Genomic DNA, 14,358 nt, shown 5'->3' with positions numbered 1-14,358 from the left:
TCAGAGGAAGCTGATCCACATGAAATTGATCGCGAGCGGCCGGGAGGCCGACGTCTACGCCCTGGACAAGTCCAGGGTGTTGCGGCGGTACCGGGACGGGAGTTCAGCCGAGCCTGAATCCCGCTTGATGAGACATCTGGAGGCGAACGGCTATCCGGTGCCCAGGGTCCATGAATGCACCGGAGGCGACCTCGTCATGGAGCGCCTGGCCGGGCCAACGATGATGGATGTGCTCGAACGGCGGCCGCTGCGGTGGCGCGCCATCGGACGGATGCTGGGGGGACTGCACGACCGGCTGCACGCGCTGCCGGCGCCCTCGTGGCTGCCCCGGCGCTTCGGCCGGGCGGCTGACGACCGGGTGCTGCATCTGGACTTCCACCCCGGCAATGTGGTGCTCACGCCGCGCGGCCCGGTGGTGATCGACTGGCACAACGCCGCCGCCGGAGACCCCGCTGCCGATGTGGCGATGACCCTGGTGACCGTGGGGAGCGCGGACGTCCCGGGGCTCGCGGCACGCCTGGGGCGGGGTCTGCTGCTGAGCGCGATACGCGGCGGCTCGGCGACCGACCCCGCGGCGCGCATACGGGATGCCGCCGCTGCCAAGCTGGACGACCCCCATCTGCTGCCCACGGAAGCCGCGTGGTTGCGCCGCCGAGTCGCCGCTCACTCCTGATTCCCGGCCGGTTGGGAGCGTGACGGGGCTCGCTGGGCCGGAAGCGCGGGTGGCAGCCGGTGGAGCAGCCCTCTGCGCTCCTCGGCGAAGGCTGGGTCGGCTTGGTAGTCGGAGTGGCCGAGGATCGGTTCCGGCAGGGGGTGGCTGTCGGTGCGCCCGTAGACGACCGGGTCTCTGAGCGCGGGGCGGTCCACGGCCGGCTTGCCCTCTTCGGCCGGGAGTCGCAGCGGTCCGCCGATCGGGTCCGTGTGGCGCCATAGATTGCGCCAGCAGTGCAGTTCCCGGTGGAGCGCGCGCAGCGGCGCAGGGCCGAAGTACGCGGGAAACCAGCGTCCGTAGAGGCGTTCCAGCGGGGAACCGTAGGTGAGCAGAGCGACCCGGCGGCGGGTGGCAGCGGGGAGTTGCCAGACCGCGGCGGCGGCCAGCACGCTGCCCTGCGAGTGGCCGGAGATGACGAGGCGGCCGCCGGTGCTGCCGGTCCAGGAGGCCATGCGCCAGGTCAGATCGGGCACGGCGCGCTCGGCGTAGCAGGGCGGAGCGAAGGGGTGGGCGGCACGGGGCCAGAAGGTGCCGACGTCCCACAGGATGCCGATGGTGCGCCGCGCCGCTTCGTCCCGGTAGGCGCGTCTGCCCCAGGTGACGATCAGGATGAAGCCGAGCCCGATCAGCAGCGAGCCCAGTGTCTGCGCGGCGTCGGCGACGGCTTCCACGACCGGATGGGCCCGGTCGAAGGCTTCGCCTGGGACCTCACCGGTCGCCCATGACCCGGCCACCGCGCCACCGCCGAACAGGAGGGTTGCGGTGCACAGGACACCGATGACGACCGGGATGGCGTCGGTGAGCGCAGCGGTCGCCCGGATGGCGGCTATCCGCCGGGTGCGGACCCCGTCGGGCCGCTCCTGCGGGTAGTCCTGCTCGACCGCCGCGGTGAGGGAGCGGGCGGTGCGCCAGGTCCTCACGGCGAGTACAGCCAGCGGGACGAGTAGCAGGAGCAGTAGCACGGGGATGACCGATGCCTGCCAGCTGAGCAGTACGGGCGGGCCGGTGATGGGTCCACGCCCCATTCCCGGGGTGCCGGGGCCGTCCAGCCAGTCGGCGACCCGTTGGGCGACACCGCCGGTCATGACCCCGCCGAGGGCACAGGCCAGCAGGGCCACCGCCGGTCCGCCCAGTCCGCGCAGGGCGGTCCGGGGATGGCGGGCGCGCCGGTGCAGGATGTGCGCGCTGATGGCCAGGGCGACGATCAGTGCGCCCTGGGCGAGGGTGAGTATCCGGAAAGCCTCCTCGCCGGGGAGTGTGCCGTGGGAGACCCAGCCGGGGCGGGACCAGGAGGCGTAGAGCATGGCGAGGGCCAGCAGGGAGAGGGAGAGGCAGGGCAGCCAGTTGACGACCGCGCGGTCGACACGGTGGTCGATGAGCGAGTCGCTGTGCCCGCGGCGGAACACGACGGCGACGACGAAGCCTCCGGCGAGGACGAGCACCGCTTCCAGTGTCCGGCCCGCGAGGTCGAGGGCGAGGACATCCGCTCCCCGGTCGTGGCGTGCGGCCGCCCCGGCGACCGACGCGGCGACGATCAGGAACCCGGCGGCGGTGTGCGCCGCGCGCAGCCGGGCGACTATGCGCCGGCCGTACCAGAAGCCGGGCCGCCCGAGCGCGGGACGGGGGTCCGGCTGCCCGCCTCCCGCGGCGGTGGCCGCGGTGACTCTGGCGACTCGTGTGCCCTGTGCGGCTTCGGCTGCGGGGGGCCGCTGCGACTCGTACGCACTCCAGGTGCGGTTGGACAGGTACCAGAGCAGACCCACCAGCGCGGCGGGCACGAGCGCCGCGAGCGAGAGGCGGCGGCCTGGCTGGGACCACCAGCCGTCCCCGGCGGCGGAGAGGAATCCCAGCCAGGCCCGCCCTTCCGAGCAGGCTGCCGACCCCGCGCACTGCCAGGCGGTCAGATCGAGGGCGACCTCGCAACTTGCCGCGGTGAGCAGGGCGGTGAGGCTGAGCGCCACGAGCCGTACCAGCATTCCGTAGCATCTGACCGCTGCCGACGGGCCCTTGGTGGTCGGGCGCATCCAGTGCGCGAGGTTGACCACCATGAAGGGCAGGAGAAGCAGCCACAGGGCGCGGGCGCCGTTGCCTGAGGTGAGGTTGGCCCAGCAGTACGCCTCGGGCACCGGGCCGTGTGCGTAACGGTCGGGGTGCTGCTCGGCGTCGGCGTCCTCGGGTCGCCGGTACACGGCTGCGGTCGCGTCACCGGTGATCCTGACGGTGCGGGGGTCACCGAGCATGTCCTGCGGGGTGGCGCCGCCGACGCCGTGCACCAGGAGCTCCAAGGCGGCGCCGCCGCCTGGGGTTTCGGCCGGCGCCACCGGTTCCTGGGCCGGTTCGTACGCCGGGTTGGCAGCAGACAAGTCCGTGGCTCCTCTCCGCTGGGAGCATCGACAACCTGACCAGAGTCACGCGTCGCGGCTCGACCGCGCCGGCCTCTCCTGGAATCTCCCCCGTACGAGTGCCGCTGGACCGTGACAGGATGGACAGTCCGGCGGAAGCGCGCCTGCGCCGGGGCGACACTGGAAGACTGAATCCATGGCCTCGTTCCGCGTCATCCGTACGACACCGCTACCCGCTGCCGAGACCTGGCGGCGCCTCACCGAGTGGCCCGCGCACGCGGAGCGTGTACCGCTGACCCGTGTCGTGGTCCTGACCGCGGGTCCATCGGGCACGGGAACGCGCTTCGTGGCCCGTACCGGGTTGGGGGGCTGGACGTTCGACGACACGATGGAGATCGTGCGCTGGCAGCCCCCGGCCCCGGAGCTCGCCGGCCACTGCCGCCTCGAGAAGCGCGGCCGGGTGGTCCTGGGCTGGGCCGAGATCGAGGTCCGGGAGACACCGGAGGGGACCCGGGTGGTCTGGGAGGAGGAACTCCGGCTGCGGGGAGTGCCACGCGCTCTGGACCCGGCGGTGGCGGGTGCGGCCCGAAGGGTGTTCGGCCGGGTGGTCGACGGCTTGCTGACGGCGCGCTAGCCGGCGCTGTACGGCGCTCTCCTCACCGGTGTGCGAGACACCCGCACTGCCGCTTTGACGCTTGGGCGGCTATGGTGTCCCGGCCCGTACGCGACCTGCCCCGCCCGACACCCCTCGACACGCCCCCGGAGGTACGGTACCGATGCCACGCAGGCTGAACGCCGTGCAGCTCGACTTCGTGGAGTCCGCTCCCGTGCGCCTCGTCTACAGCGCCGATGTGGGGGCATCTCCCTCGGAGGTCTACCAAGCGCTCGCCGATGATGTCGAGGGGTGGCCGGGCTGGTTCACGGCTGTCGCCTGGGCGAAGCCGACCCGGGAAGGAGCGGGCCGGGATGTCGGGTTGCGGGGCGGGGTCCGCTTCCGGGAGACGATCATGGCCTCGGACCCGGCGACCCGGTACGCGTACCGGATCGACGAGACCAATCTGCCCGGTGTGCGGGCCATGTTGGAGGAATGGCGGCTCGCGCCCGCCGGGTCCGGGACGCGGGTGCGGTGGACCATGGCGCTCGACGGACCCGGGCCGCTCCGGGTGGGGATGCGGCTGGCCAAGCCGGGGGTCGGCTACTCGTTCCGGGACGCGGTGCGCAGGCTGGAGCGCCGTCTCGGGTCCGCGCAGGCGGGCTGAGAGATCCGCCTGGCGCTCAGTCCGGCCAGGCGCCGGTGACGAGGAAGTTGTCGATGGCGGCGGCGTACGGGGTGATGTCAAGGCCCTGTCCGGCCAGCCATTCGTCCGAGTAGTACTTGTCGAGGTAGCGGTCGCCGGGATCGCAGATCAGGGTGACCACACTGCCCTTGCGCCCCGCGGCCAGCATCTCCGCGACGATCTTCAGCGCGCTCCACAGCCCGGTGCCGGTGGAGCCGCCTGCCTTGCGGCCGATCGCCCGTTCCAGGGCGCGGACGGCGGCGACAGTGGCCGCGTCCGGCACCTTCATCATCCGGTCGATGGCGCCGGGGACGAAGCTCGGTTCCATCCGGGGACGCCCGATGCCCTCGATACGCGAGCCGCAGTCGCTGGTCGCCAGCGCGTCGCCCCTGGTCCAGCCGTCGAAGAAGCAGGAGTTCTCCGGGTCGGGCACACAGATCCGGGTGTCGTACTGCATGTAGTGGACGTAGCGGGCGATGGTCGCCGATGTGCCGCCCGTGCCCGCGGTGGCGACGATCCACGCGGGCTCCGGATAGCGTTCCCGCCTCAGTTGCTGGTAGATCGACTCCGCGATGTTGTTGTTGCCGCGCCAGTCGGTGGCCCGCTCGGCGTAGGTGAACTGGTCCATGTAGTGGCCGCCGCAGTCGACCGCGAGCGCCGCCGACTCCTCGTAGACCTTTCTCGGGTCGTCCACGAAGTGGCACCGCCCGCCGTGGAATTCGATGAGGCGGCTCTTCTCGGCGCTGGTGGTACGCGGCATGACCGCGATGAAAGGGACATCGATCAGCTTCGCGAAATAGGCCTCCGAGACGGCGGTCGAACCGCTGGAGGCCTCGATGACGGGTCTGCCCGGCCGGATCCATCCGTTGCACAGTCCGTACAGGAAAAGCGAGCGGGCCAGACGGTGCTTCAGGCTGCCGGTGGGATGGGTGGACTCGTCCTTGAGGTACAGGTCGATGTCCCAGTCCTCCGGCAGCGGGAAGCGCAGCAGGTGGGTGTCGGCCGATCTGTTGGCGTCGGCCTGCACCTTCCGGACGGCGTCCTTCAGCCATGCCCGGTACTCGGGGTCGCTCCGGTCCACGTCGATCGTGGCCATCGCCTCGTATGTGCTCATGCGCCCCGCTCCTTGCCTTCTCGCGCCTCGCCGACCCCCCATCCCCACTGCACCACAAGCCCCTCACCTGCACAAACGTTCACTTTGGGGTTTCACGGGCACTCCTTGTGGCAAGGTGTCGGAATGCACCCTGGCGTGTCCGCGACCAGCTGGGCAGACTGGGTGCGGCAGCTCGTACGACGCGTACGAAGGGGGCAGGGGTCTTGCAGGAACCGGATTTCAGCGCCACGGGTGTACGGATCGAGCGGTGGCCCCGCTCACTGACCAAGGCCGGCAAGGTCCTCATCGAGGACGGCCGGCTCGCGCTGCTGACGAGTTACGGCCGGGTGATCGACAGCGCGCCGGTGGATGCCGTCCACGCGGGCAGGCCCTGGTTCGCGGGCAGCGACAGCACCGTCGCCACGGTCAACGGCACGCGCTACCGGCTGACCATGGACCGTCCTGCACGCGCGGACGACGGCCGCAGGCTCGACGGCACGGCGCTCGCGGGCCGGTTCCTGGACGCGGTACGCAAGGCCGGGGGCGACCTCGACTGACCGCCGCACCTGGTGACCGCGGTCGTGACCTGCGGGTGAACGGAGCCTCCGGGCGCGGAGTTGCGCACACACCGCTCCTGGTTCACGCTTGATCTCATCACTCAGGGTTCACCGGCGGTTACTCTGCGATCCAGGCCGTCGGCACACACAGCAGGCAGCCAACTGCTGGATCCGTTCCTTCGCCTTCTTCCGGACCTCTTTCGGGGAGTCGCAGCCGTGATCAGCGAGGCAAGCAGGCATTGCAGGGTGGAGCTCCAGGCTCTGCCGGCGCGGATCGGTCAGGTCCGCAGAATCGTGTCGGCGCAACTGCGCTACTGGCATCTCGATCCGCTGATCGACCATGCCGCGCTGGGCGTCACCGAATTGCTGACCAATGTGCACCGGCATGCCCAGCCGGACAAACTCTGTGCCGTCGAGCTGGAGCTGCTGCTCAACCGGCTCACCATCTCGGTGCACGACCACGACCCCCGCCTCCCCACCGCGGGCAGCATGGGCGACCGGCTCGAGACCACGGGCCGGGGGCTCGCCCTGATAGCGGCGCTGAGCGAAAGCTGGGGTGTGCGCCCCAAGGGCGAGGGCGGCAAGGCCGTGTGGTTCACGCTTCCCGCGCCGCTGCCTCTGGCGTACCGGCCGACGTTCGCCGATGCCGTGGTGTGCGGTGCGAGCGTGGCCACGCCCCTCGCGTCCGACGGGGCCGGCGGGATCTCGCTGGACGAGCCCTTCGCGGTCGTCGACGCCGGGCGCGCGCACGAGGTACGCGAGCCCGCCGTGACCCGGTCCGCCGCGGCCCGCTGACGGCTGCCGCCGAGGGCCGGACCGGGAGGCATAGCCCAGCCTCAGAACCGACCCCGGACCCACATCGGCCCCAGACCCGGGCCGAGGCTCAGGAGGCGCGTGCCGGGAGCACGCTCAGCGGGTCGTCCAGGACGGGCTGCCAGGCGAGTTCCGCCGCACCCACCAGGCTGTCGTGGTCGAGGGTGCAGGGCAGGATCGGCACCCCGCCGCTGCGTCCCCAGAGGCTGCGGTCCGCGACGACCGCGCGCAGCCGTTCGGGGTCGGCGTCGAGCAGTTCGCGGTGCAGTCCGCCGAGGATGATGCGGTCGGGGTTGAGGATGTTGACGAGGCCCGCGAGCCCGAGTCCGAGCCGGTCCACGATCTCCTCGGCGGCGGCTCGCACCGAAGGGTCGTCGTATTCCGTGCGGAGCAGGTCGACGGACTGCTGCAGCAGCGACACCTCGGGCCCGGCTGCGCGCCCCGCCGCGGTGAGGAAGGCAAGTGGGTCGGCCTCGACGTCGAGGCAGCCACGGCTGCCGCAGTGACAGGGGCGGCCCTCGGGGTTGACGGTGAGGTGGCCGACTTCCAGTGCCAGGCCGGAACTCCCCGTGTGCAGACGCCCGTCGAGGACCAGAGCGCCGCCGACACCGCGATGCCCGGTGGCCACGCAGAGGAGGTGCCGGGCGTCCCGACCGGCACCGTGCCGGTGCTCGGCGAGCGCCGCGAGGTTGACGTCGTTGCCGGTGAAGACCGGTCCCGCGATGCCCGCGGCACGGACGCGTTCGGCGAAGATGTCCCGTACCGGAGCGCCTGCGGACCAGGCCAGGTGCAGCGGGTTCAGGGCGGTACCTTCGGGCTCGGCCACCGCGGACGGCACGGCGAGCCCGGCTCCGACGCAGCGCCGTCCGCTGGCGCGGAGCAGTTCGGCTCCGGCCGCCACGACCTCGCCGAGCACTTGGGCCGGGTCGGCGGAGACGGTGACGCAGCCCGGTGCGGTGGCGACGATCGTGCCGCCGAGGCCGACGAGGGCGGCCCGGAACCCGTCCGCGTGCACCTGGGCGGCGAGCGCCACAGGGCCGTCACTGTCGACCGACAGGCGGTGTGAGGGGCGACCCTGGGATCCCGCCGCCTCGGGCCGGGAGTCGACCCGGATCAGCCCGAGCGCTTCGAGTTCCGCCGCCACGGCTCCCGCGGTGGCGCGGGTGACGCCGAGTTCGGCGGTGAGTACGGCGCGGGTGGGCGCCCGGCCGGTGTGCACCAGTTCCAGCGCGGGGCCGAGTACGTTGCGGCCTCTCTCCAGTCTCGTCCGCGTGGTCGTCACCTTGCCGCTCATGGGGGCGAGTCTCCCATGATCCCGCGAGGTTGTGCCGCGGGCCGCTCTCCCTCTACCCTGACTTTGTGCCGCTACTAAACAAACCCCGGACGGCCGCCCCGCGGAGCCCCGGCGAAGACCTCGCCCCCCACTCCCTGACCCGCCTCCGTATCGCCCTGACCCTCTTCTTCGCCCTCGACGGCTTCCTGTTCGCGGGCTGGGTGGTCCGTATCCCCGCGATCAAGGACCAGACCGGCGCCTCGGCGAGCACCCTGGGTCTGGCCCTGCTCGGGGTGTCCGCCGGAGCGGTGGTCACGATGACCCTCACCGGGCGCCTGTGCGGGCGTTTCGGCACACGGCTTGTGACGGTCCTCGCGGGGGCTCTCCTCTCACTGAGCATCGCCCTGCCCCCGCAGACGCACTCGGCACTCGCCCTCGGCCTGGTGCTGCTCCTGTTCGGCGCGGCATACGGCGGCATCAACGTGGCGATGAACAGTGCCGCCGTGGAACTGGTGGCGGCACTACGCCGCCCCGTGATGCCCGGCTTCCACGCCGCGTTCAGCCTCGGCGGCGTGGTCGGAGCGGGAGTCGGCGGGCTGGTCGCCGCCGGCCTCTCCCCCGCGATCCACCTTTTCGCACTCACCGTCGTCGGCCTGCTGGTCACGGCCGTGGCCGGACCGATGCTGCTGCGCCACCGCCTGCCCACCCCACCGGCCGGCACCACCGCTGCGGCCACGGAGACCACGGCGACAGGTGCGACGCCGACGACGAGCACGACCCCCACACCGTCACCCACGTCGAGCGGCGCTGCCCGCGGTCGCGGCCGTACCCGCCGACTCGTCGTGCTCTTCGGCGTGATCGCCATGTGCACGGCGTACGGGGAAGGCGCGCTGGCCGACTGGGGAGCGCTTCATCTGGAGCAGGACCTGCACGCGCATCCGGGCATCGCCGCAGCCGGATACTCGCTCTTCGCGCTCGCCATGACCGTTGGCCGACTGACCGGCACCACCCTGTTGGAGCGGCTCGGTCAGACCAGGGTGCTCGCCGCGGGCGGGGCGACCGCCGCCGCGGGCATGCTCATCGGCGCACTGGCGCCCACCGCCTGGCTCGCCCTCGCGGGCTTCGCCGTCACGGGGCTCGGCCTCGCGAACATCTTCCCGGTGGCCGTGGGACGCGCCGGGGCCCTGGCCGGACCTTCGGGTGTGGCAACCGCCTCCACGCTCGGCTACGGCGGGATGCTGCTCGGGCCGCCGGTGATCGGCTTTCTCGCCGACTGGTTCTCACTGCCGGTCGCGCTCACGACGGTGGCGGCACTCGCCGCCACGGCGGGCGTCATCGGATTCTCGGCACGCAGGGCCACGCCGGTCACGTGAACCCTGGATCCCCGTGACTCCTCTCCCCGTGAAGAATCCGGGGGGCTGCTCCTGTCGTGGCTGGGCCATGTCAGGAAGGACCAGCCCGGCCCTGATGGCGACGTTGAGTGCGCCGACTTGACCGGCGTCGGCGGTGTGTCCGCACTGGGTGCACTCGAACCTTGCTTGGGTGGTGCGGTTCTCGCCGGACACATGCCCGCAGGCGGGGCAGGTGCGGGAGGTGCTGCGGGGGTCCACGGGGATCACGCCACGACCGGCCCTTTGGTGTGAGCGGCCCTGCCTGTCGCCTGCGGCCCGCATACCGACCTCTGGCTCAGCTACGAAGCCGACAGGTCGGCGCGGACACGGCGAAGCGCGAACAGCGGATCCGGCGCGCGCGTGACCGTTCGGCCCACGACCACATGTGAGGCTCCGTCCGCGACTGCGGCCCGCGGGGTTCCGGGACGGGCATGCTCGGCAGCAGACTCGCCGGGCAAGGCAACTCCAGGGGTGACGATCAGGGCATCGCTCCCCAACATTGCGCGCAAGGCTGAGACTTCCTGCGGTGAGGCGATCACGCCGTGGCACCCGGCCCGCTTGGCCAGGCCGGCCAACCGGAGTACTTGGCCCTCGGTGGGGTCAGCGACGCCGATGTCGGCGAGGTCGGAGTCGGTCATGCTGGTGACGACGGTGAGCGCAAGGACGCGAAGGTCGGGATAGTCGCGAGCCGCATCGACTGCGGCGGCCATGATGCCCGTCCCGCCCATACTGTGCACAGTCACCATGGAGACGCCGAGTGCGCCTGCCGCGCGGACTGCACCGGCGACGGAGTTCGGGATCTCGAACAGTTTGAGGTCCAGGAACACCTCGTTGCCCTGGGCGACGAGGTGTTCCACGACCTGGGACCCGACCGCGGTGAGAAGCTCCAGGCCGACCTTGTAGAAGCGGCATTCGTCACCGAGTTGATCGACGACAGCCTGAGCCGCTGGGCGGTTGTCGCAGTCCAGCGCGACGATGATCTGACGGGTTGGGTCCATGGCGCCATTGTCATCTCGCGGCGTCCACCACTTCACACCGCCCCGTTCGGGTCGCAGCACTGGTTATCCGATGGGACGTTAAGGGCACGCTGGGGGATCGTTGAGGGCACACTGGCCCGATGGAGACCATGCAGACCGCGGGCTGGATCGAGGCAGTCGCGGTCGAGGGCCGCTCGCTCGCCGCCGCCGCCGGGAAGGCGGGCCCGGACTCGACCGTGCCGACCTGCCCCGGCTGGCAGATCAGGGACCTGCTACGACACACCGGCATGGTGCATCGCTGGGCCGCGGCGTTCGTGATCGAGGGCCACACCTCGTACCGCCCGGACGGAGGCGAGCCCGACCTCGACGGGGACATGCTGCTCGACTGGTTCAAGGAGGGCCACCAGCTGCTGGTGACGGCACTCGACACCGCACCCGCCGATCTGGCCTGCTGGACCTTCCTGCCCGCCCCCTCGCCGCTGGCCTTCTGGGCACGGCGCCAGGCCCACGAGACCACCGTGCACCGCGTGGACGCCGAGTCGGCGCTCGGCGCCCCCGCGACCGTACCGGCGGCGCTTGCCGCGGACGGTATCAGCGAGTTGCTGAACGGCTTCCATGCCCGCGCAGGAAGCCGGGTGCGTACGGACACTCCGCGGACCCTGCGCATACGGGCCACCGACACACACGACGTATGGACGGTGCGGCTGTCGGCACAGCCGCCCCTGGCGGAACACGGCGGTTCCGGTCCGGTGGACTGCGAGCTGAGCGGTCCCGTCGACCGTCTCTATCTGACGCTCTGGAACCGGCTGCCGCACTCGGCGGTGGAGGTGGCGGGCGACGCCGGACTGGCAGAGCTGTGGCGGGAGCGATCGGCGGTCACGTGGTCCTGACGCCCCGGCATGCTCCAGTGGCCCCTGACCGGCACGGTCAGGAGCCACCGGAAGTCATTCGCCCATGAGCGACTTCGCGTTCGCCGCCGATTCGCGGATGCGGACCGGACGGTCGGCCAGGACGGTGACCGCCGCGACATGGTCCGGGTCCGGCCGAAGATCGGCAATGCGCGCTCGGGCGGGCAGTCCGGAGTGCGTGGTGACGTCTAGTGCTGGCCGCCGGGCCCGAGGCGGACAGGGGTGAGCGTGGCCATGGGGACGCGCAGGGTCGATACGGACGCGGTCCGCCGGGCAGCCGGCCCAGCGGGCGACGAGGATCAGCAGAACGGCCGCGGTGGCGTGGGGTGCCCCGGCGGCATCCGGTCCGGCCCGTCGTCCTGTGCGACCACGGCGGCAGCCGCGCCGGGCTCGGCGCGGGAAGGCAGCGGCAGCCTGTTCGTCCGGTAGGGAACCGGCGTTCGTCTCCGAGACCGTCGGCACGACCGCCGCAGAGCCGACCCGGCCGTACCGCCGCCTCTTCCGGCCCTTGTGGTACCGAGCGCCGTAGTCGGTTGCCCAGGCGCCACGGCCTTGCGACCATGCGGCCATGGGCAGACGCACACAGGCACAGCGGGACGCGATCACTGTCGAGATCGGGTACGCGCTGATCAGTGCGTTCTTGGCGGCGGCACTGGCGGCCGGAGCCGTGGCGGGCCCGGCTCTCGCCCTGGATCTTCCGGACCCCGTGGCACGCGCACTCCTGACAGCGGGCGTCGTGCTCGGAACCGCGGTGTTCGTGGCCCGCGTCGTGCACGTGCTGTGGCGCTTCCCCCGCACGGGCAGCGACGCCGGTCAGGAAGGCCGACCTGGGAGCACAAACCCCGACTGATGGGCCGAGTCAGGCCCGCGCCTGGCGGGTTGAACACGCCAGGCGCGCTGCCTTTGCTGATCGCCGGGTAGCTGTCGTCGAGCCTCCAGGGTGCCGCCGCAGATGACGTGATCGAGATCGAGTGCCCCGAGGCGGTGCCCGGTAGCCTTGGGCCGAGGGGTGGGTGAGACGACCGTCGGTGAAGACTCTCATGCCCTGCCGTGATCCCGATGATGCCGAGCGGTGCGAAGTACCAGGGCACTGCACGGTAAGCGGCGCGTCCCGGAGCCGATACCGGAGACCGATCGGCACCTGGCCGGCTGTGGGACTCACGGTGGCCGTCCTCGTCGCCTCCAACCTGATCATGCACCGTTGGACTGGCCTGTTCGGCCTGGTGCCGGCTGTAGTGGTCAGCGTTCTGCTGCTCGGTGTGTTCCGCTCGGCTGGCGGTACCCGGGCTGACGTGGGCCTGGCACCCGGCACGCTGGCTCGCGGTGCCCGCTGGGCGCTGGCCTTGTTCGGCTTGGTCGGCGTCGTCTACCTGGCCGGGGCTCTGTTGCCGACCACCCGCGCCCTGTTCGAGCACCGACAGTACGACGGGATGAACGCGAGCGAGCTGCTGCTACGTGTTCTCGTGCTGGTCCCCGTGGGCACGGTCGTGGCGGAGGAGCTTGCCTTCCGCGGCGTGCTCTACGGCCTGGTCTGCCGGGCCCGGGGGGCGGTATGGGCGACCGCCGTATCGAGCCTGCTGTTCGGGCTGTGGCACGTACTGCCGTCACTGCACCTGGCGACCGCGAAACCCGCTCTCACCATGGTCTTCGGCGACTCTGCGGTCGGTGCCGCCCTGGCGGTTCTGTCGGCCGTGCTGTTTACGGCGGCAGCGGGCGTCCTGTTCTGCGAATTGCGGCGTCGCAGCGGCAGCCTGCTGGCTCCAATGGGCCTGCACTGGGCTGTCAACGCACTCGGCTACCTCGTCGGATTCCTGCTGCGCTGACCGCGCGACAGCTAAGACCCCGTGGCTGGGGGCCCAGTTTCCGGCCAGATGATGTCCCTCAGCCGGTCCAGATCCTGCGCCGTGAATCCGGCGGGCCGCATGACTGCGTTCCAGCCATCGACGTACGCGGCCTTGTACGTGTGGCCGTGGCCGTCCGGTACATCCGTGGCGAACGGCAGGTCGGCGGTGACCTGCCAGAAGGTCACGAGAGGCATCCAGACCATCGCTTCGAGCACATCTCCACCGGGCGCCTCACCGATCCAGTCGGGTTCGGAGAGCGCGAGCTGGGGGCTCCACCAGACGATCGGATCGGAAGGGTGCATGAGGTAGAGGACCCGTGTACCGCCCCACGGTTCGCCCGCCGGAGGCATTCCGGTGGCCGGGGCGTCGGTGAACCGTACGGTCCGCCCGTTCTTGTAGACGGGCTTGATCTCGGGACTCCCCGCGTCGCGCTGATCGCTGAACTCGCGGAACAGGGTGTTGAAGTTGGGCGGGCCCGCGAAGAGGGTGCCGGCGGTGCGGTTGCGCAGGTCGTACTCCCCGCTGAAGGCCGTCTCACCGCCGAACGACCCCAGGCTCTCACCTGCTACGAACAGCCGTGGCCGCTGGTCTGGCGGCAGCTTGGACCAGTTGTCGTAGACCGCGTCGAAGAGCTCGCGACCGGCTTCGCGCGCCTTGGACTGATCGACGAGATACGACAGCCACGAGGGCAGGTAGGAGTACTGCATCGCCACGGTGGCCGAGTTGCCGTTGCCGAGGTACTCGAACGAGTCCACTGCGGCGGGGTCGACCCAGCCGCTACCCGTCGTGGTCATCACGAGCAGGTTCTCGCGTTCGAAGCCGCCTGCCCGTTCGAGGTCCGCGACGGCTCGGGCCGCCCGGGTCTCCGCGTCGTCGGAGGTCGTCAGCCCGGCGTAGGCCCGGACGGGCTCCTGCGCCGCGCGGTGGGTGAACGCGCCGATGTCGCGGGCCGACGGTCCGCTGCCGATGAATGCACGGCCCTGCATGCCCAGCGATTCCCATGGCACGAGAGAACCTGGCCCGCCCGAACGCAGGGCGGACGTGGGCTGGTGCACGCCTTCCGGTGTCTGCGTGTCACGCAGCGAGAACGCCTCGTTGGCCGCGTTCACGAAGCTGCCCAGCAGCAGCCCGGTGAACGCGGACCATGCCTGAGCCGCTACCAGGTGCCAGC

Annotated in this window: 15 protein-coding genes and 1 pseudogene; 9 read left to right on the top strand and 7 right to left on the bottom strand. The window is 71.3% G+C overall.

The features are described 5' to 3' along the window. Positions 1-19 precede the first annotated feature (19 nt). On the top strand, positions 20-673 hold the full coding sequence (locus ACFWI9_RS12060; protein WP_387161069.1) for a phosphotransferase: 654 nt from the start codon (positions 20-22) through the stop codon (positions 671-673). On the opposite strand, the gene ACFWI9_RS12055 is transcribed toward ACFWI9_RS12060, so the two are convergent. Further along, positions 664-3,075 carry a hypothetical protein gene (locus ACFWI9_RS12055; protein ID WP_387161067.1) on the bottom strand — a complete coding sequence of 804 codons (2,412 nt, stop codon included), beginning with the start codon at positions 3,073-3,075 and terminating at the stop codon, positions 664-666. The genes ACFWI9_RS12060 and ACFWI9_RS12055 overlap by 10 nt on opposite strands. A gap of 175 nt (positions 3,076-3,250) precedes the next feature. On the opposite strand from ACFWI9_RS12055, the gene ACFWI9_RS12050 reads away from it, so the two are divergent. Beyond that, positions 3,251-3,688 (top strand): SRPBCC family protein, encoded by a 438-nt coding sequence (locus ACFWI9_RS12050; RefSeq protein ID WP_387161066.1) that lies wholly within the window; start codon positions 3,251-3,253, stop codon positions 3,686-3,688. A gap of 142 nt (positions 3,689-3,830) precedes the next feature. After that, on the top strand, positions 3,831-4,313 hold the full coding sequence (locus ACFWI9_RS12045) for an SRPBCC family protein (RefSeq protein ID WP_387161064.1): 483 nt from the start codon (positions 3,831-3,833) through the stop codon (positions 4,311-4,313). Between the two features lie 16 nt (positions 4,314-4,329). On the opposite strand, the gene ACFWI9_RS12040 is transcribed toward ACFWI9_RS12045, so the two are convergent. Further along, positions 4,330-5,445: a PLP-dependent cysteine synthase family protein gene (locus tag ACFWI9_RS12040; protein WP_387161063.1), complete on the bottom strand. Its 1,116-nt coding sequence runs from the start codon at positions 5,443-5,445 to the stop codon at positions 4,330-4,332. A gap of 203 nt (positions 5,446-5,648) precedes the next feature. Here ACFWI9_RS12040 and ACFWI9_RS12035 point away from each other — a divergent pair, with 203 nt between their 5' ends. Both ACFWI9_RS12035 and ACFWI9_RS12030 read left to right on the top strand, forming a co-directional pair. Next, on the top strand, positions 5,649-5,981 hold the full coding sequence (locus ACFWI9_RS12035; protein ID WP_387161062.1) for a hypothetical protein: 333 nt from the start codon (positions 5,649-5,651) through the stop codon (positions 5,979-5,981). A 216-nt stretch (positions 5,982-6,197) separates the two neighbouring features. Beyond that, entirely contained in the window at positions 6,198-6,776 is a 579-nt protein-coding gene (locus ACFWI9_RS12030) for an ATP-binding protein (RefSeq protein WP_387161060.1), read from the top strand. An 88-nt stretch (positions 6,777-6,864) separates the two neighbouring features. Here ACFWI9_RS12030 and ACFWI9_RS12025 read toward each other — a convergent pair whose 3' ends face one another. Continuing rightward, positions 6,865-8,088, bottom strand: coding sequence for an ROK family protein (locus ACFWI9_RS12025; protein WP_387161058.1), 1,224 nt, complete (start codon positions 8,086-8,088; stop codon positions 6,865-6,867). Positions 8,089-8,153: 65 nt separating this feature from the next. Here ACFWI9_RS12025 and ACFWI9_RS12020 point away from each other — a divergent pair, with 65 nt between their 5' ends. Continuing rightward, positions 8,154-9,440 (top strand): MFS transporter, encoded by a 1,287-nt coding sequence (locus tag ACFWI9_RS12020; protein ID WP_387161056.1) that lies wholly within the window; start codon positions 8,154-8,156, stop codon positions 9,438-9,440. A 75-nt stretch (positions 9,441-9,515) separates the two neighbouring features. Here the strand turns inward: ACFWI9_RS12020 and ACFWI9_RS12015 are convergent. Both ACFWI9_RS12015 and pyrF read right to left on the bottom strand, forming a co-directional pair. Further along, a pseudogene (locus ACFWI9_RS12015) lies at positions 9,516-9,704 on the bottom strand (zinc ribbon domain-containing protein); the annotation flags it as partial. Between the two features lie 53 nt (positions 9,705-9,757). Beyond that, positions 9,758-10,456 carry an orotidine-5'-phosphate decarboxylase gene (pyrF, locus tag ACFWI9_RS12010; RefSeq protein WP_387161054.1) on the bottom strand — a complete coding sequence of 233 codons (699 nt, stop codon included), beginning with the start codon at positions 10,454-10,456 and terminating at the stop codon, positions 9,758-9,760. A gap of 128 nt (positions 10,457-10,584) precedes the next feature. Between pyrF and ACFWI9_RS12005 the strand changes: the two genes are divergently transcribed. Further along, positions 10,585-11,325, top strand: a complete 741-nt coding sequence (locus ACFWI9_RS12005) for a maleylpyruvate isomerase family mycothiol-dependent enzyme (RefSeq protein ID WP_387161106.1) — start codon at positions 10,585-10,587, stop codon at positions 11,323-11,325. A 54-nt stretch (positions 11,326-11,379) separates the two neighbouring features. Here the strand turns inward: ACFWI9_RS12005 and ACFWI9_RS12000 are convergent, their stop codons facing one another. After that, the gene (locus tag ACFWI9_RS12000) at positions 11,380-11,913 is read right to left on the bottom strand and encodes a hypothetical protein (RefSeq protein WP_387161051.1); all 534 of its coding nucleotides are present in this window, start codon (positions 11,911-11,913) and stop codon (positions 11,380-11,382) included. On the opposite strand from ACFWI9_RS12000, the gene ACFWI9_RS11995 reads away from it, so the two are divergent. Both ACFWI9_RS11995 and ACFWI9_RS11990 read left to right on the top strand, forming a co-directional pair. After that, positions 11,912-12,193 carry a DUF6332 family protein gene (locus ACFWI9_RS11995; RefSeq protein ID WP_387161050.1) on the top strand — a complete coding sequence of 94 codons (282 nt, stop codon included), beginning with the start codon at positions 11,912-11,914 and terminating at the stop codon, positions 12,191-12,193. The two genes, ACFWI9_RS12000 and ACFWI9_RS11995, sit on opposite strands and share 2 nt — an antisense overlap. Before the next feature lie 301 nt (positions 12,194-12,494). Then, positions 12,495-13,166: a CPBP family intramembrane glutamic endopeptidase gene (locus ACFWI9_RS11990; RefSeq protein WP_387161048.1), complete on the top strand. Its 672-nt coding sequence runs from the start codon at positions 12,495-12,497 to the stop codon at positions 13,164-13,166. Between the two features lie 11 nt (positions 13,167-13,177). Here ACFWI9_RS11990 and ACFWI9_RS11985 read toward each other — a convergent pair. Then, a partial coding sequence (locus tag ACFWI9_RS11985; RefSeq protein ID WP_387161046.1) for an alpha/beta hydrolase occupies positions 13,178-14,358 on the bottom strand: 1,181 nt, incomplete at its 5' end.

The organism is Streptomyces sp. NPDC127084 (genome assembly GCF_042724175.1).
Classification (GTDB): domain Bacteria; phylum Actinomycetota; class Actinomycetes; order Streptomycetales; family Streptomycetaceae; genus Streptomyces.
The sequence above is the reverse complement of the archived record's forward strand: the minus strand, read 5'-3'. Positions and strand labels throughout refer to the sequence as shown.